Origin of the sequence: Moritella sp. 24 (assembly GCF_018219155.1) — a bacterium.
Classification (GTDB): Bacteria; Pseudomonadota; Gammaproteobacteria; order Enterobacterales; family Moritellaceae; genus Moritella.
The window spans coordinates 1,868,864-1,887,451 of record NZ_CP056123.1 but is presented as its reverse complement, the minus strand read 5'-3'; the positions used below and the strand labels follow the sequence as shown (position 1 = coordinate 1,887,451).

Here is an 18,588-nt window from a genome sequence, read left to right as displayed (position 1 = left end):
ATAAGGGTTCAGGATAGATGACTAGTCATCTAAAGAAAGGTTATCATTAAAATCGCTATACAAAACACGGTTTTTCCCCGCTATTTTCGCTTCATACAACAGCTTATCAGCTTGTTTCATCATAGTTGTCATTGATTTAACTTGATCGATTGATGATGTTGTTACAGCACCACCAGACATAGTCACACGAAACTCAAGATCATCACTGTAATGTGGCAAATTGGCTACCGATTCACAAATACGTTCAAATATATTCATCTGTTTATTATTTTTATTATAAGTAATTAATAAACCAAACTCTTCACCGCCAAGGCGGCATAACATGTCTCTGTCTCTAATTTGCTGCTGAATAGCGGTTGTGACACGAACCAGTACTTCATCGCCAATAGGATGCCCATAGGTATCATTAACATGCTTAAAATTATCTAAATCAATGATCATAAAAGAGTAATATTGATGATGCTTGATCACCCCAAGCTCTGCCATAAAGCCACGGCGATTTAATAACCCAGTTAAAGGATCATGATGGGATTCAGTGGCGAGTTTCTGCGATACAAGACGTAATTTTAACGTATACAATACCCAGCCAGCCAGCACAATAGCGATAAAATAAAACGCAATATCAATAAGGCTATTCTTAATTAAATACGTGATTTGATCACCGATTGAATTTGGCATAACCAGACGTAAATCACTGGCGACCCCATCAAAGCTTAGGGGATCACTGAGCCAAGCACTACTGGGAGCTGGATTCGGATCATTAATAATATGAAAATCCGGATCAATGCCAGCAACAAGATCATCCCATAAAATATCCATGTTCAGTACACCATAGAACGCTTTATCCATAAAAATCGCAATGGAGAAAGTAAGCACATCTTTGTTTAAACTCAGATCTGCATAAGGGCCTGAAATGAAAATATTATTACCCAGATTTTCAATGCCAGCGCTAAATACTTTTTGCATATAAGGTCGTTTAAATAGTTTACTTTCAAATTCATCTGGCTTGACGACTAAAGCATTATATTTTGGTGAGGTGATAACGAATTTATCCATAGAGATAAAATACAGGCTAATCACATCTTCAGCTCGACCTGCCAAGAATGTCATCATAGGGGCGATTTTAATTGTCTCGATGATCTTATTATTTAATACCGAGTCAGATTCACAACCAGATCCACCACTGACCACTAAGAAATTAGTTTCAAAGTCATACATCTGATCAGGACTAAACTTTTTTGATATTTGGCAGGTATTATCTTCCATCCGATTAAAATTTAAATTCGCAACACTAGCAGATTGATTGTCAGCACTACTCAGTAATGACATACCATATTGTATCGCTTGGAGATGATAAAAGAGTTCACCTAGACGCGCCTCTACCATTAGAAACGATTGTTGAAATTTATCTAGCTGCTTGCTCTCGGAACGATTAATCTGATAAGAAATAATAACGCTAATAATAACAACTAAGTAAATAACAACTCTAAATTTCAAGACACACCTGTTCTATATATAGCTTGGCTGGGGATAATAATGAATAACCTAAACATTATGTTACGCTAATAAATAGATTTAAAGCATTTTATAACGAGTTTAACCTCACAAAAATGTAAAACCAGAACATTAACTAGCTATAAAGGGTTATTAACTAGTGAATGAAATGCACAAAAAGACCGCAATTAAGCGGCCTTTTTAACTCGTAGACTGGCAATAAGTAATAACTACGACCAGAACACCCAAGCAATAAGCGATAAAGCGAAAATACAAATCAAGTTAAGATAAATACCAACACGCATCATTTCTGATTGTTTGATATGCCCTGTACTAAATACAATCGCATTTGGTGGCGTGGCAACAGGCAACATAAATGCACAAGAAGCTGCAATCGCGATTAATGTCGATAGCACAATAGGTGACATACCAAGCGCTTCTGCGACACCTGCAAATACCGGAATTAACAAGGCAGCACTCGCTGTATTACTGGCAAACTCCGTAAGCATAACCACAAAGGCAACCACGGTTAGAATAATAATAACCATACCTGCTTGTGCTAAAATATCACTTAAACTTTCAGCCAAAAACACACTCGTCCCAGTGGCTTTTAAGATATTACTTAAGCAAATACCACCACCAAATAAGATTAATACCCCCCAGTCCGTCGTTTTCTCGATGTCTTTCCAGTTAACAACACGGGCGACACCCACTAAGACAATAGCCATCAACGCAACTAACGTATCAAACTTAGAAAAACCACCCAGCATTGCATTAATGGGTTTACTGAATATCCACAAGCATACCGTAAACGCAAAAATAGCTAACGTAACAACCTTCCCTTTATCCCACTCAACCGGTTTATGGTCTAATTCGAATATTTCATTTAGATTCGGCTTAAGCAAGACATATAACACACCGACAGTAATCGGCAATAAGATCAAAGTAACAGGCACGCCATACGACATCCACTCCGTAAAACTAAGGTTTAGCTGTGCAGCGGCAATCGCATTAGGCGGGCTACCAACAATAGTCGCAATACCACCGATACTTGCACAATAAGCAATACCAAGTAATACAAATACATAAGTGTTATGTCCTGTCTTGGTATTAACCTTATTAAGCACCCCTAATACCAAAGGCAACATCATGGCTGTGGTTGCCGTATTACTGATCCACATTGATAACGCAGCTGTCACACCAAATAGCATGAATACAGCAACATTCATCCTGCCTTTTGCCAACACTAATACTTTGTCTGCAATCACTTTATCTAACTCTTGTCTGTGTAACGCAGCCGCTAATGCAAAGCCACCAAGAAACAAAAAGATAATCGGATTAGAAAAGTTATTTAATGCCGTTTGCGTATTAAACACGCCAAATACCACCGCAAGCACAGGCACTAAAATAGCGGTGATACTCACATGTAACGCTTCTGTTAACCATAAAACGGCAATAAAGCTCAAAATGCTAAGCCCTAGTACGACGTCTTTTTCAAAGGGTAAAAAATTATATAACAATGCAAACAGGACAATATCCAATATAACAATCACGCTGTTTTTATTTGTTAGCCACTTCATCGTATTGGTGGGTAGCGGTAGGCTTTCATTTTTGTTCATGTGAGCTCCATTCTCCTAATGAATATACAGTTATAAGTACTCCAATAGGGTTATTGTTACACACAATAAATTTTTACTCGTTACGATAAAGATAATTATGGCGGGTAAAACAAATCCAACATTCAATAAAGCGAAGCCTCTCACATTTTACATCTTAACTGCCATTTTTTAACCAGAATACAAACTTAACAACACAAATAATCAACACCAACAAACAAGGTTAATGCAATTAAACCGCTCATTTATTTACTTTATACAGTTTCATTGACAAATCATTGACATTGCAGACGTTATTATCGACTCCATAGTGATAATTCGTTCACACCATTATTGAGATGACAATTATGAACAGAAAAATACTGCCACCACTAATTATGTTACTGACATTTTCACAGCCCGCTCTATCTCTGAATTTAATTGGCCATGTTGCGAGCAATAACCCACTGAATATCGTTGCCGAGATCAGTGGTGTCGTTCAACAGGCTAAATTAGAGCTCGGTGACAGTGTGATACAAGGGCAAGATTTACTCACTATTCAGTCTCAGGATTTCTCATTAGAAGTCAATAAACAGCAAGCAAATTTAGCCTTATCTAAAGCCGACTTAAAAATCAAAGAATCTATCTATAAACGCTACCTTCAATTACAGCAACAACAAAGCTTGTCACAGAATGAACTGGATATTGCATCAACCGATTTTGATGCTGCAAGTGCGAGTCTGCAGCTGGCTGAAATTGGTCTTATAAAAGCAGAGTTAGACTTAGATCGAACTCAGATAACAAGCAGTATCAGTGGTTACATTAGTCAACGCAGTATTGATAATGGTTCTTGGGTGGATCGCGGTACCCCGCTCTACCAAGTCGTGAATATTGATACTCTGACAATACGTTTACTCGCCAGTGAATATGAAATTGATCAACTGAAAATAGGTCAAGATATTCAACTTTGGTCCGAGGCTAACCCCAACAATAAAGTAACCTCCACGATCAAACGTATTGGCATTGCACTAGTCGATAACAGTTTCGCCTACCCTGTAGATGTCGAGATAAACAACCCTCGTCATCAATTTAAGCCGGGTATGTCAATGCACGCGACAACAAACATCCTAGATAAATAACCACGACAAGTCCTAACGGATAATCATTATGCATTCATTTATTGCCTATTTTGCACAACGTAGCTTTTTAGCCCGCATCATCACGATTATGGTGTTAGCGATTGGTATTGGCGCTGTCAGTATTCTAAAACTGCAAGAACTACCCGATATTGCGTTTCCAGAAGTGACGATCACGACTCAATATCCAGGCGCATCAGCACAAGATATCGAACTTAATATAACCAATAAAATTGAAAAAGAATTACGTTCGGTACAAGGGGTTGACCGCTTCACATCAGAATCTGCAGATGGACGCTCTTACATAAATCTTGAACTAGACGAAAGCAGCGATATTGCCGAAACCGTCACCAAGATTCAACAAGCGGTTGATCGTGTCAGTGATCTACCTAAAGATGTGACAAATCCGCCACTCGTTGAGCGAAAAAACACTGCTACATTTGAAATATTTACCTTTGGAGTCACGAGTACGGGTAGCGATAGCGAATTACAGGCGTACAGTCGAAGTCTTGAAAAACAACTACGTACTTTATCAGGGGTTGGCTCTGTCAATATGTCTGGGTTCCGTGAGCGCGAGTTCTGGATTGAAGTTAAACCAACCAAAGTAAGCCGCTATCAACTCACCTTCGATGACGTCATTAATGCGGTAAAAAACCGTAACTTATCTTTATCAGGAGGCGCTGTTGAATCGTGGAATAATGAACAACGTATTGTTACGCTAACCCAAGTTCAGGGTATTGAAGAACTTCAAAACACGATTATTAAAGTACTACCCGGCGGCGGTTTGGTTCGTCTTGGTGACATAGCCAAAGTCAGTGATTCATTTGAAAAAGCAACACAACTAGGCGTGATTAATGGGCAACCAGCCATATTATTTCAAATCAGTAAAAGCGCAAGCGCAGATATTCGCGCAACCATTGCCAATGTTGAAGGTTTATTTAGCCGAGAAGAGCAACGTTTAGACGGACAGTTTCAGTTTTTAACATCACTGAACCTTGGTCAAGACATGGATGACAAGTTTAAGATTGTATCCACTAACGGCGGCGTAGGACTATTGCTGGTTTTAATTGTATTAAGTTTGATTTTGAAACGTCAAATTGCATTTTGGGTGTCTGTTTCCATTCCGTTTTGTGTACTTGGAGTAATGGCTATTTTACCCGCCCTTGATATGAACTTAGACAGTATTACACTGTCAGCCATGCTATTGGTGATAGGTATTATTGTTGATGACTCCGTTATTGTCGCCGAAAGTATTTATCAAGAAAAAGAACAAGGTGCAAGTGCAATTGATGCCGCAGTTAATGGTACAACTAAGGTAATCAAACCAATCCTCGCCAGCTTAACAACAACAGCGCTCGTTTTCATTCCTATGCTCTTTATTCCGGGAATATTAGGCAAAGCCGTTGCTGTGATCCCAATAACCGTCATTGCAGCCCTGTTATTTTCGTTAGCTGAATGCACATTAACTTTACCCGCGCATCTTGCAAACTCACTTTCGAAAGCCGATAACAAACTCAACGCTAAAACGAGTGAAACGTTAGCACACAATAAAGTCGTCGAGAACACAGCTAGTTTTCAAGTGCCAACCATGATTTATCGTAAAATACTAACACACTGCTTAAAGTGGAAACGCAGTGTCATCGTTATCGCCATCGGACTACTTTTCTTTGGCGGTTTTCTTGTCAGTAATTTAAAAATCGATTTGTTTCCCTCTGAATCAGCTAAGTACATTGAGATATATACCGAAGTCGAATCTGGAACACCACTGGATAAGATCCGTCTTGCCCACCATGAACTTGAACAAGCTATATCGGCACTCCCAAGTAATGAACTTGTAAGTTACGAAATCACCTACTCAACACCAACGAGCCAAGGCCTTATCAGTCTAACAAACGCAGAACAACGCGAACGGAGTGCAGAGCAAATTATTGATAGTTTAAATACACAAATAAAACATATTAATACGATTAATTTAGTTAAGTTTACGGTTGATGCCGGTGGTCCACCTCCTGGCGAACCAGTTGAAGTGAGGGTTATTGGTAACAACAAGTCAGATCGTGATGCTGCCGTCATCGCTGTCGAAAACTGGATGCAGCAGCGACAAGGGTTAGATAAAATAACGCATAGCGAATCATTGAAAGACCCACAATTACAAATTATTCCACAATATGAATGGTTAGCACGCTATGGACTTACCGTTAATGATCTTGCAACCACATTACGTATCGCTTTTGATGGTGATAGCGTGACAAGTACTTGGATTGGAGATGAAGAAGTGAGCTTAAGAGTGATTATGGACAGTGAAAGTCGCACGTTAGAAAAGTTACGTAATACCAAAATTTACACAGCGAGTGGCTTACAAATTCCATTAAACCGATTAGCCTACGTTGAAGCGATTCAAGCACCACGCTTACTTCAACACTTTAATGGCGAACGTCAAGTCATCGTCACGGCACAAATTACCGATAAATCGTTAGAACCCAATACGATAACGACGGAGCTAACAACTGCATTACAATCTCAAATAGCAATGGGAATTCGTCTTGATATTGGTGGTGAAGCAGAAAAAACCAACGAAACATTAACCGGTTTTGCCGTTGCTTTCCCAGCTGCGATACTCGGTATTTATTTTGTATTAGCGATTATGTTTGGTTCATTACTGCAACCGTTATTGGTGATGTCGGTTATCCCGTTTGCAAGCGTAGCTGCCATGCTCGCATTGTTTATTCATTTTGAACCCCTGTCCCTATTTGCACTTATCGGTATTCTGGGCATGACAGGCGTAGTGGTCAATAACTCATTAGTATTGATTAACTGTATTAACGAATTAAAAATGCAAGGATATGCGTGCTTCGATGCGGTATTAAATGCAGCCCTAAGCAGACTTCGACCAATACTGCTTACATCAATAACGACCGTCGCAGGATTACTTCCACTTGCCTATGGACTTGGTGGCACCGATGTTTACATGGGGCCCATGTCGCTTACTCTTGGTTACGGGCTGTTGTTTTCACTGCCCGTGGTATTAATCGTCATACCTTGCTTATATCTGACCTTTATTCGACCTAAAAGTATCACCGAATAAAAGATCTACACATAGGTTAAACCAGCATTTTCAATATGGTTTAACCTATTTTTTTAGCCTATTTTATAACCTACAAAAACCTTGAAAAACATAAGGTTGTTAAGTCCCTGTTATATTTGAATTTTCATATAATGACATGCAAACTTGCGCTTAATTTTATTGAAGAACTGTCCATAAAGTGTTAATTTAGCGGTGTAAATTAATTGATTTAATTTCGATGTTTTAAATCAATATATCTCATGTTGCTCTAGTTTATTGGATATCATAACTATTGATGAATTTATCTTTATCCCGTCAAATTGTCATTTTCATTGCTGTATTTAGCACCAATGTCGCATACGCACTCGATAGTGTTAATTTAGATTTAAGGTGGAACCACCAATTTCAATTTGCTGGCTATTATGCAGCAATCGAAAAAGGCTTTTACCAAGAAGAAAATATTAGTCTAAACCTGCGCAGAGGCTCTGCAAATAAAGATAATATTTCAGAAGTCATTAGCGGCCGTTCCGATTTTTCGATTGGTAACAGCGAATTGGTTCAAGCGCGCTTGGAAGGTAAACCCGTTGTCGCAGTGTCAGCCTTATTTCAATATTCTCCAGAGGTGCTGTTAAGCCTAAAAAGCAGTGGTATTAATACACCTGCGGATCTTGAAGATAAGATTATCTCAACAAACACAGGACGACTTGAGCCGCATTTATTAACGATGCTTGAAATGCAAAATGTCGACCTTGATTCACTTCCCCCGATTACCAAAAAAAGTGATTATTCGCTGAATGCCCTAATTTCAGGCGAAGTAGACGTAATCACCAGTTACTTAACAAATCAACCGTATATATTAGCGCAAATGGGGATCGACTATCAGATCATGGACCCTCAAGCTTACGGCATTAATTTTTATAGTGATATCTTATTTACAAGTGAAGCGTTCTTTTCGAAAAACTACCTATTAATAGAGCGATTTCAACGTGCCTCGCTACGAGGTTGGGAGTATGCACTTGCGAATCAAGATGAAATAATCACGCTGATTAAAGATAAATATCAAACGACAAAATCAGCTGACGCGCTCCGTTATGAAGCGCAAGTAATGACGACATTAATACATAATGATCTTGTTCAGTTAGGTCACATCAACCCCGAGCGCATTGATGCGATGGCTGAAGCAACAATAAAATACAGTAAGCAAGAATATGATCTCTCTAATATGGATGGCTTTCTAGCCTCAACTGAAGAGAAGAACATTTTACAATTTCAGTGGCGGTTGCGCTTTCTCTTAGTGTTTTTTATTATTGCGACTTTAGTTATCCTGTTATATTTTCATTTACATAAGAATTTACGCCGCGATATTAAAGAATATAAAGTTTTAGAACGACAGCTAAAGTCTGCCGTTAATACCGATCCACTCAGTGGCATTTATAATCGCCGTAAATTTGCCAAATGTTATAAACACGAAACAGATCGTTCGCTACGTTACGGTGGTAAATTTAGCATCGTCATGATTGATATTGATAACTTTAAGCAAACTAACGATCTATACGGCCATGAGTTTGGTGATGAAGTCATTAAAAAAGTCGCGATTATTTTATCTGGTGGTGTACGAGACATCGATATATGTGCCCGCTATGGCGGTGAAGAATTTATTCTATTATTACCAAATACCGATGAATATGCATCAGGGATATTGGCAGAACGCTTACGTGTAGCAATCGAACAATATGACTTTATTGCACCGAATAGCGATAGAGTCTCTATCACCTGTTCGTTTGGTGTCGCACAATTTCAAGGCGGTGCGACTGCACAGTCAAATATTGCAAACAAAAATAGCCAGCATGAAGGGACGATTGCGTGTGCAGACAAAGCATTATACATCGCTAAAGAAAATAGCCGAAACAGAGTTTGTTATTGGTCTGTGATCTCAGCGACACTTGCAGAAAGTGCTTAATACGTTAGCTCAGTAGTACGCTATGCTTACGCTTTAGTTATCATAGTCGGTAAACTGTTCAGGCTATCGTTAAGGCAACAGTTAAAGCTATCTTTAAGGTAACAGTTAAGAGAAGTCGTCTTGTTTAATTTACGCGTGAATATTTAATATAAACAGTATTAAGAGTGAATACTCTACTTAATCAGTGTATTATGCCGACGTTTAGGCACTATCAAAAATGCCACATGTAATTGATTAATGTTTATATTTAATAAAGGATAGAAATTTTGAATTTAATGTTCATGGAGATGGGTATCCTATTACTTGTATTTACAATGATTGCCTTTGCAATCGTGGTACAAGCTAAGAAGATGATCTCAACCAAAAAACGTCAAATTTTAGCATCACAGCGCCGATGTATTGAAGAGACTGAAATGGTCTTGAAATTTTCGACTTCGCTGGTATTTAGCACTAAACTTACGATCTTATTACACCAACGTATTATCTCGGCCCTCAAAAAGATCTCAGCAGTTGAGCCTCTACACGACAAAGTAAAGCACCATATAACACAACAAAACATGCATATCGCAACAGCTAAAATAACCCCGTCAACCACGGTTTTTATTGAACCTGTTGATGAACGCATTGCGATTGATTTAGCACGTAGTATCTCTCGCCTCAAAATTATATTACGTCACGAACTGCTCAAAAAAAATATCTCATTAGAAGACTGTATCGCTGAAGAATCAAAGCTAGAAAAGATACGCTTAAAATTACGGCTAAGTAATTGCTTAATGAAAGCCACCTCATTCTTTGAGCAAGAGAAATACAGCATCACAGCCAAAATGGTCAGTGAAAATATCGCATTAATTGAAGCGGCAACGTTCAAAGATGACTTCTTGATTGATAAACGTGACAAGATGATGATTCTACTCAATAAATCGACCTTTTTACTCGCAGAAATAGAAGCGAGAGATGTGCAAGAAAAAATACCTGAAGACACATCAACACTTGAAACTTTATTTGATCAACAACAGCCTAGATAAGCAATTAAGAAGAGTTGATTTAGCCAATCAACTCTTCTTAATGATGAGTTTTAAAATCCATGAAATGGCTAGTTAAGCAGTTTATCCACTGAATCTTTGACTTTATCATCCGCCTCTTTTTCTGCGCCATCTAGCGTACTACTGGTACTCTCTTTGACATTATCATAGGTATCGGTTGCTGTTGCAGACACAGACTCTATCGCAGTATTTGCTTTGTCTTTCGTTTTCTCATAAGCATCACTGGTCGCTTCTGAAGCGCTATCGATTGCATCCGTTGTCGTTTGTTTTGCACTGTCCCAAGCATCTGAAGATGAACTCTTAACGTCATCCGCCATTTCTTTCGCACCATCAACAGCGCTTACCGCGGCAGATTTCGTTGTATCTAACATATCCTCAGCGGTACTTTTTGCATCATCATAGCTCTTTTCAACTGCGCTTTTATTCGATTCAACTTGCTCTTCAGCTTTATCACTGCTGTCACAAGCGGCGATCAAACCACAAGATAATAAGATAATTGCAAAATTACGTATCATAAACTTACTCCTAACCATGATTACAGGAAGTACTTAAGTCACCTTAAGCATCATGAGCGTAGCAGTAAATAATCATTCGTACATAATAATAGGACTAAATTAAACCCAAAAAAAAGACCCGCTATCTGTTTAAGATAACGGGTCTTTATTAATAATAGGCTAAGCTATTATTTATCAGCACGACTCATGAATTTATGATCAGTCGTGTTAATTTTAACTTTTTCGCCGCTTGCGATGTATTCTGGTACTTGAATCGTTAGACCAGTAGACATGATTGCAGGCTTAGTACGTGCACTTGCAGAAGCACCTTTAATTGAAGGGTCAGTTTCAGTAATAACCATTTCAACAGCAGAAGGTAATTCGATAGATACAGGCTTACCATCAACGATTAGCACTTGAAGACCTTGTGTGTCTTCTGTGATGAATAATAATTCATCTGCAATTGCTGCTTTGTCTAGGCTGTAAGGTGTGTAATCTTCAGTATCCATGAATACATATTCTTCACCGTCAGCGTAAGAAAATATAACTTGGTTACGCGTAAGATCAGCTAGATTAAGGTTGTCACTGTCTTTGAATACTTCGTCAATTTTAGAACCCGTTACTACATCGTACATACGCATACGGTAGATACTACCACCAGCACGGCCTTGTGGTACTGAACGCTCAATATCACGGATGATGTATACGCCGTTATTATATTCAACAGCGGTATTCTTTTTAATATCACTTGCCTTTGGCATTTTAGGTATTCCTAATAATAAATAGTGTATAGAAAATAGCATAAAGGCTAAATCAGACCAAGTGCTGCAACCATGAAGCGCTGACTTCTTCACCATTTTTAACTAATTTAATGATGACTACAGCGCTAAATCAACGAACACCACTATAAATCACGCTCTCATTATAATTTAGTGAGCAATAGCACCACTTAACACGACTCGAATTATATACATTTTTATTAAGCTTTATATTTTATTTTTTAGGTATATAACAGCATTTAAAATACCATTTACATAGCAAATATATTCACTTAAAGTGCTCCTAACAGTTTGGACAATTGATAATCGTTAATGGCTCTTCTAGGTTAAATAATGAAAAGAAATGTAATAAGTAAAAAATGGATGTACTTCCCTATCGTCAGCATGTTGATTTCTACAATCATCGGGTTATTTATCTTTAATTTAACACTATCAAATTGGATAGAAGAAAAAATTGAAGCGGGCTTATTAACGGAAATAACAAGGATCACGCATAAGTTACAAGCATCAGATCTACAGTTTGATGACTTGGAAAGACTCGATATTTATATCAAAACAGATATTGAACTTAGCCGTCAAAACCACATCACTTTAATCAAATTTGATGGTACGGTATTAGCAGACAGTGATATTTCATTAATTGAAGTTCTGCAAATTGAAAATCATCTCAATCGTAAAGAAATCATTGACGCAAAAAATACCGGGCACGGTACAACTACACGTTTTAGTACCAGTCGCTTTAGAGACTTACTTTATTCGGCAAAGTCATTCTCTTATCAAGGCCAAGATTACATCCTTCGTGTTGCGACGCCTTTAACGCGCATTGAATCGATGGCAAATGAATTGATGACCATTTTAATTCTCTTAATGACGATTAGTTTAGTGCTCGTGACTGCTTCAACATTGCTTAGTAGTAAGTTAATGAATCAACAAGTTCAAGCAGAAAAAGATCTGCAAGAAAGTAAAATTGAACAGCGTACATTAGAAATTGAATTATTACGTCGTCTGACGAACATGCTTGCTGCCTGTAATTCGATTGATGAAGCGCAGATGATTGTTGAAGATATCATTCCGCGTATTTTAGGGGATGTAAATGGTGTTGTGTCACTTATCCGTTCATCACGAAATCAGCTGCTAGTGAAACTGGATTGGGGTGGTGCTTGGCCCGGCAGTAAAACCTATGCACCTGAAGAATGCTGGGCTCTTCGCAAAGGTAAATTCCATTTAGCGAATGACAAATATACGACATTGCCTTGTTCGCATATGGCCGAAGTACAAACTGAGCACCCAGATGCAAACCAAACATTATGCATCCCACTTGTTGCGCATGGTAATACAATTGGCATGATGCACCTATACTCGGGTGATAACGATTTAAGCGAAGACACTCAGCAACTGGCCTTTACGGTTGCAGAACATTTAGGCCTAGCGCTCGCTAACTTGAACATTCAAGAGAAACTACGTGAGCAGGCAATTAGTGATCCGCTCACAGGTCTATATAACCGTCGTTACTACGAAGAAACCATTAACCAAGAGTTGATGAGAGCAAAACGTTACAAGCAAGAACTGTCATTGTTGATGCTCGATCTAGACCACTTTAAGCGCTTTAATGATAACTATGGTCATGATGCGGGTGATTATGTGCTTAAAACGATTGGTTCGCTCCTATTAGAGTCAATGCGCGGCGAAGATACCATATGCCGTCTTGGTGGTGAGGAATTCATTATCGTATTACCGGGTACAGGGATTGCTGCAGCAAGGCAAATAGCGGATGGCTTATGTAAATCAATTAACGATCTACATCTGGCAATGAAAGACTTGTCGCTGGGTAAGCTTAGCGTATCAATCGGTATTTCAACGTATCCGATTAATGGTATGCAAAAAGATGAACTCACCAAACTTTCTGATATTGCCTTGTATGAAGCAAAAGAGCGTGGGCGTAATCAATCATGTCATTACAGTGATTTAATCATCACGGGTGAGCAAGCATTAACGTCAACCGAGAAGCTTATCGAACAAGACACCAATAAAGACAATGATAAGACAGACTTAAATGTCGTCAGTATTTAATTTAATGATGAAGTACTGATAATATGACGTTCAAAAAGGAGTCACTGTTAATGACAGTGACTCCTTTTATATAAACTACAAAATCCCCTGCTCTACCGCCACTTCAAGCTTTTGTTCCAATGACGACCATAGCGTTTCACTCCCTTTACCGATGCGACTATTCACCGAGAGCACTTGTTCTTTCGAAATGTTATGTGCTTTCCAACTGTGCCCTTCACCGTGAATGTTATGCAATAACGGTGGCACACGGTCAATGGCTTTCGCATAAACAGCATCATCGCTAACACCACTCTCAAATTCTTGCCAAAGGGCAATATACTCGCTCGCGAGTTCACTTGGTAATATATTGAACAGTCGATGAATACCTGCGAACTCTTTCGCTTTATTCTCTGGTGTTTCAGCGGCATAAATGATTGTGTCACCCGCATCTATTTCACCTAGGTCATGCAGCAATAACATTTTAATCACGCGGTCGATATTAATCTCACCATCGGCATAATCTTTTAACATCAAGGCTGAGATACAGACGTGCCAACTGTGCTCTGCAGAATTCTCGTATCGGTCTAACCCAACAGGTTTTGTTTTACGTAATACGTCTTTTAATTTTTCAATTTCAACAATGAAGTTTAATACTTTCTCAATATTTTCCAAACCAGCTCCTTGGTTAACAACCTCTTATCGATTCATTTTATAACTCAAGCTGTGTTTTACCGTTGGCCACTCATGATCGATAATCGAAAACACAACAGTATCGCGATAAAAACCATCTTTGTCTTTTCTATGATTACGTAGTACCCCATCTTGCTTTGCACCTAAACGGGCAATTGCAGCACGTGAAACATGGTTATGCCAATGAGTTCTAAATTCTGCGGCGATCACATTCAAGCTTTCAAAGGCGTGCTGGAGTAGTAGGTATTTACATTCGGTGTTCACACCTGTTTTCTGATAACGTTGCGCATACCAAGTATAACCAATTTCAACCCGGTCATTCTCTGCCGATATTTCACATAAACGGGTCGATCCGATGATCTCATTCGTCATATTATCAACAACAACGAATGGTAATGCTTTGCCGAGTGCGTGATCGTTAAGGGCTTTCTCAATATATTCATCGATAGTCTCTCCAGAGGGTATGCTGGTAAACCATAAATCCCACAAATTACCATCTGAAGCTGCATTGATTAATGCATCAGCATGCTTTCGCTGTAACGGCATGAGCGTCACTTTATTACCGATCAGTTTCGTTTCTTCTAACCAAGTATCATTGTTCATGTCTCACCACTCTCCCTATAACTCAAACCTAAACATTTGTTTATTATTAACTTACTCCAATAATAAAATAAATCAAACAAATACTTATTTATAGGTATTCAACTATATTGCGCTGTAACTCATTACCGTCTCTTTTTTTGTTAGAGCTGTTGCTCACTCACATTTGATTCATGACTGTTCGCCATACATTTTTGTATGGCGAACTACGTATTTGAATACCCTGTGCGCAATATTAGTCAGAGTCAAACAACCGAGTTTACTCAAAATCAATAACTCTGACCCTTTTGATTGATATCTGTGGTATCACAGTACCGACCAAGCAAGAGTAAAATGACGGTTTATTCAAATACCGCGGCTAACTCAGTAGCTGTCTTGATATATTTAACCTCAGATATTTTGCCTTCACTTACCGTATAAACCGTAATATGATCTTCCTTTTTTGAGAACTTGTCTTTGTTACTATCGTCTAATAACAAAATTGAAAATGGATATTTTCTCATTTTAGGCAAAGCAAATAATTTGCTAATTAAACTTGGCATCCCTGATATGTCAGCCACATAATAAGCTTGGTTAGCCGCTAAAAAACCTTTTTCCTGAGCTAATAAGAAATCACGAATGATACTGCTGGTATCTTTATCACCAGCGACAATGATATGTTTGCTATCCGCTTTGATAGTATGCACTTGGTCAAATTGATCAGTAATTTCAAAACGAGGTATCGCATCTCCGATATTAAATGCGTGGGCTAAATTTGCCGACAATAGTAGTAATAATACGAACAATTTTTTCATTATTTTTCCTAAATTTTTAAAAGATTGATACAACGACTAATATACCAAATTATACTATCAAATAGTAAACCACTATCAAGTTAGTCTTTAAGACAAAGGGCAGATTTCGAATCCGGCTGGGCTTATTTAGACTTTAAAGCCTAACCCATTTATTGAAATAATTTAGCGTCAAATGACGGGGTACGCAATGATATTAAGATCTATTTAGATGACACAATTACAGCGGACGTTAATCTCAATTTAGCCATGCATGCCTGAAACTCGAACCGTATCCTTTAAGGTCCAAGCCCTAAGCACCATTAGGTTAGATTTAATCAATAGCGTTGAGCTAGCATAAGATTCAATGTTAGTATTTTCAATACCCGCCTAAGGATTCAGGCTAAATACAAGCATATGGATATTTCATGGATTATTTTTTCGCAGTGATACTTTTCGCAATATCATCATCGGTCACACCCGGCCCCAACAATATTATGGTCATGACATCAGGCGTGAATTTTGGAGTAAAGAAAAGCCTGCCATTACTGACTGGAATTTGTGTCGGTTTTACGGTCATGCTGTTACTTATTGGTATCGGCTTTGGTCAAATATTTGAATTATTCCCTAGCCTACATTTAATCATTAAGTGTGTGGGTACCTTATATTTACTGTATCTAGCTTGGTTAATTGCTACATCAGTTAATACCCTAGCCTCTGATACACAAGCACAGCCGTTTTCATTCATAAAAGGGGCTCTGTTCCAATGGATTAACGCCAAAGCGTGGGTCGTCGCAACAGGTGCAATAGCCGCATTTACAACTGTCGGCGCTGACTTTTACAGCCAAAATATAATCATAGCGTTGACCTTTTTTATTATTTCATTTCCCTGTGTCGGTATTTGGCTGTTATTTGGCTCAATGCTTAAAAAGTGGTTAAAGAACGACAGTTATCAGCGGTACTTCAACTATGCCATGTCAGCATTGCTGATGCTGTCTGTATTCCCTGTAATAAACGAAATCGTTACGCAAATCACCTGATACACAATTAATCAGATATGAATAATTAAAGGAGTCACATTTGCCAATTGAATATATTCTTGGACTTATATCATTCCTGACATCCGTTGTGGCGGGCGTACTTGGCTTTGGTGGCGGTATGCTACTTATTGCAATACTGCCGCTATACCTACATCCCAGTACCGTTATTCCTATTCATGGCATTACACAATTAGCAAGTAACTCATCTCGAATGCTATTTTCTATTCAAGATGTTCAGTGGTCACTCTTACCTCAATTTCTCATCGGTTCATTTGTTGGCATCACTTTATTTGGTTTTTTGCTGGTAAACATGCCGAATACTTATATCCCTATCGCAATTGGCACTTACATCCTGCTCAACTTGTGGAATGCACGTTTTTCTACCGCCATCAAAAAATATGAAAGTTATTATATTATTGGATTAGTTCAGACAGGTTTAGGGATTATTGTCGGTGCAACAGGGCCAATCGCGACCAGTGTATTAACAAAACAATTAAGCTGTAAAAACCAGATCATAGCCACCAGTTCTATGTTCATGAGTATTAGTCATATTGCAAAGATTATAGTCTTTGGTTTCATCGGGTTTTCATTTTTCGAACACATTAGTTTACTTATATATATGATAGTTGGCTCCGTCATCGGTTCACTAGTTGGGACTAAATTACGTGGCCTCGCTAGCAACAGCCGATTACTATTCGCGATTAAGCTATTACTCAGCCTGTTAGCGATAAAGATGATTTTTTCTGTCTTTGTAATTTAACTCTCAATGAGTGCAACTAAATCAGCCATAGAATTAAAGCTGACTACCGACGGTAAGTCGCAATCTTGATTAAAGCGGTTATAAAATAATGTTCTTATGCCCGCTTTATAACCTGCTTCAATCCCAACAAGGCCATCATCTATCACGATGCAGTCTTTCGGCTCAAATCCCATCTCTTTTACGGCAAACAAGTAAATTGCAGGATCAGGCTTCCACACACCGATGTCATAGGCACTGTAAATACGCGAACCAAAATATTCACTTAATCCACATAACATGAGCGCTTGTTCGACTTTATGCGTAGGTCCATTCGATACTACAGCTTTTGGGTACGGGAGATTGTCTAACGCCGCTTTAATGCCTTGAATGGGTTGTAAGTCTGATTCGAAAAGCGCTGCAACAGCGAGCCTGTATTCGACAATAAAATCGTCAGGGAGTATCACGCCACATTCACTAGACAGTTCATCTAATATTTTTTCTAATTCCCAACCTCGGTATTTCATCATCAGTTGATCTGCATCCAGTGCTATACCAAGTTTACGAAACTGAATGACCAACCCTTGATTACACAGTCTTTCACTGTCAACCAAGGTACCATCACAATCAAAGAGTAAACATTTATTCATGAGATCCTTATTCAGCACTTTCAAAATACGAGGTTCTAATCTTATTTAATACTAACCCAAAAAAAACAATCACACATGAACCAATTAAAACTGGCGTAAATAAAAATCCCCAACTTTGACCTGATAACATGATGACTATAGGATTAGCGCCTGCTGGCGGATGCGTTGTTTTTGTAAGTAGCATAATAGTAACAGCTAATCCAGTTGCAACAGCTAGTGACCAAGCTTCCACACCTATGTATTCAACAAATAACACACCAATACACGCCGTTAATAAGTGTCCAGCAATAACGTTTTTAGGCTGAGCTAGTGGACTCTCAGGTACACCAAATACCAAAACTACAGTAGCACCAAAGGGGGCCATTAACCACTGCATCGAATTTGTGATACTTCCCAAATAAGCCAATATACCGATAGTTAACATTGCAAACATCCCCGCAACAATCGGAAAAATAGATTTTTTCATACAACCTCCTCTGAATGTAGAC

General features: G+C 38.5%; 16 protein-coding genes. 7 read left to right on the top strand and 9 right to left on the bottom strand.

The features are described 5' to 3' along the window. Positions 1–21 precede the first annotated feature (21 nt). Both HWV00_RS08535 and HWV00_RS08530 read right to left on the bottom strand, forming a co-directional pair. Positions 22–1,497 carry a diguanylate cyclase domain-containing protein gene (locus tag HWV00_RS08535; protein WP_211685667.1) on the bottom strand — a complete coding sequence of 492 codons (1,476 nt, stop codon included), beginning with the start codon at positions 1,495–1,497 and terminating at the stop codon, positions 22–24. 227 nt (positions 1,498–1,724) lie between these two features. Then, positions 1,725–3,113: a DASS family sodium-coupled anion symporter gene (locus tag HWV00_RS08530; protein WP_211685666.1), complete on the bottom strand. Its 1,389-nt coding sequence runs from the start codon at positions 3,111–3,113 to the stop codon at positions 1,725–1,727. A gap of 344 nt (positions 3,114–3,457) precedes the next feature. Between HWV00_RS08530 and HWV00_RS08525 the strand changes: the two genes are divergently transcribed. From HWV00_RS08525 to HWV00_RS08510, 4 genes are all read left to right on the top strand, one after another. After that, positions 3,458–4,228, top strand: coding sequence for an efflux RND transporter periplasmic adaptor subunit (locus tag HWV00_RS08525; RefSeq protein WP_211685665.1), 771 nt, complete (start codon positions 3,458–3,460; stop codon positions 4,226–4,228). 28 nt (positions 4,229–4,256) lie between these two features. Then, positions 4,257–7,310 carry an efflux RND transporter permease subunit gene (locus tag HWV00_RS08520; protein ID WP_211685664.1) on the top strand — a complete coding sequence of 1,018 codons (3,054 nt, stop codon included), beginning with the start codon at positions 4,257–4,259 and terminating at the stop codon, positions 7,308–7,310. Positions 7,311–7,584: 274 nt separating this feature from the next. Further along, complete coding sequence (locus HWV00_RS08515) at positions 7,585–9,249, top strand: GGDEF domain-containing protein (RefSeq protein ID WP_211686450.1); 1,665 nt, start codon at positions 7,585–7,587, stop codon at positions 9,247–9,249. A 275-nt stretch (positions 9,250–9,524) separates the two neighbouring features. Continuing rightward, positions 9,525–10,274 carry a hypothetical protein gene (locus tag HWV00_RS08510; protein ID WP_211686448.1) on the top strand — a complete coding sequence of 250 codons (750 nt, stop codon included), beginning with the start codon at positions 9,525–9,527 and terminating at the stop codon, positions 10,272–10,274. A gap of 68 nt (positions 10,275–10,342) precedes the next feature. Here the strand turns inward: HWV00_RS08510 and HWV00_RS08505 are convergent, their stop codons facing one another. Continuing rightward, a complete protein-coding gene (locus tag HWV00_RS08505) occupies positions 10,343–10,807 on the bottom strand; it encodes a hypothetical protein (RefSeq protein ID WP_211685663.1) in 465 nt (154 codons plus the stop codon). 167 nt (positions 10,808–10,974) lie between these two features. After that, on the bottom strand, positions 10,975–11,547 hold the full coding sequence (gene yeiP, locus HWV00_RS08500; RefSeq protein WP_211685662.1) for an elongation factor P-like protein YeiP: 573 nt from the start codon (positions 11,545–11,547) through the stop codon (positions 10,975–10,977). Between the two features lie 351 nt (positions 11,548–11,898). On the opposite strand from yeiP, the gene HWV00_RS08495 reads away from it, so the two are divergent. After that, complete coding sequence (locus HWV00_RS08495; RefSeq protein ID WP_255554977.1) at positions 11,899–13,635, top strand: sensor domain-containing diguanylate cyclase; 1,737 nt, start codon at positions 11,899–11,901, stop codon at positions 13,633–13,635. A gap of 75 nt (positions 13,636–13,710) precedes the next feature. Here the strand turns inward: HWV00_RS08495 and HWV00_RS08490 are convergent, their stop codons facing one another. From HWV00_RS08490 to HWV00_RS08480, 3 genes are all read right to left on the bottom strand, one after another. Then, on the bottom strand, positions 13,711–14,286 hold the full coding sequence (locus tag HWV00_RS08490; protein WP_211685661.1) for an HD domain-containing protein: 576 nt from the start codon (positions 14,284–14,286) through the stop codon (positions 13,711–13,713). Between the two features lie 24 nt (positions 14,287–14,310). Beyond that, the gene (locus tag HWV00_RS08485) at positions 14,311–14,907 is read right to left on the bottom strand and encodes a GNAT family N-acetyltransferase (protein ID WP_211685660.1); all 597 of its coding nucleotides are present in this window, start codon (positions 14,905–14,907) and stop codon (positions 14,311–14,313) included. Positions 14,908–15,245: 338 nt separating this feature from the next. Continuing rightward, positions 15,246–15,698, bottom strand: a complete 453-nt coding sequence (locus HWV00_RS08480) for a hypothetical protein (RefSeq protein ID WP_211685659.1) — start codon at positions 15,696–15,698, stop codon at positions 15,246–15,248. 404 nt (positions 15,699–16,102) lie between these two features. Between HWV00_RS08480 and HWV00_RS08475 the strand changes: the two genes are divergently transcribed. Together HWV00_RS08475 and HWV00_RS08470 are read left to right on the top strand one after the other, a co-directional pair. Then, positions 16,103–16,714 carry a LysE family translocator gene (locus tag HWV00_RS08475; protein WP_211685658.1) on the top strand — a complete coding sequence of 204 codons (612 nt, stop codon included), beginning with the start codon at positions 16,103–16,105 and terminating at the stop codon, positions 16,712–16,714. Positions 16,715–16,754: 40 nt separating this feature from the next. Then, complete coding sequence (locus HWV00_RS08470; RefSeq protein ID WP_211685657.1) at positions 16,755–17,474, top strand: sulfite exporter TauE/SafE family protein; 720 nt, start codon at positions 16,755–16,757, stop codon at positions 17,472–17,474. Here the strand turns inward: HWV00_RS08470 and HWV00_RS08465 are convergent. Further along, a complete protein-coding gene (locus tag HWV00_RS08465) occupies positions 17,471–18,100 on the bottom strand; it encodes an HAD-IA family hydrolase (RefSeq protein WP_211685656.1) in 630 nt (209 codons plus the stop codon). The genes HWV00_RS08470 and HWV00_RS08465 overlap by 4 nt on opposite strands. A gap of 7 nt (positions 18,101–18,107) precedes the next feature. Beyond that, positions 18,108–18,566 carry an HPP family protein gene (locus HWV00_RS08460; RefSeq protein ID WP_211685655.1) on the bottom strand — a complete coding sequence of 153 codons (459 nt, stop codon included), beginning with the start codon at positions 18,564–18,566 and terminating at the stop codon, positions 18,108–18,110. Between the last annotated feature and the right edge of the window lie 22 nt (positions 18,567–18,588).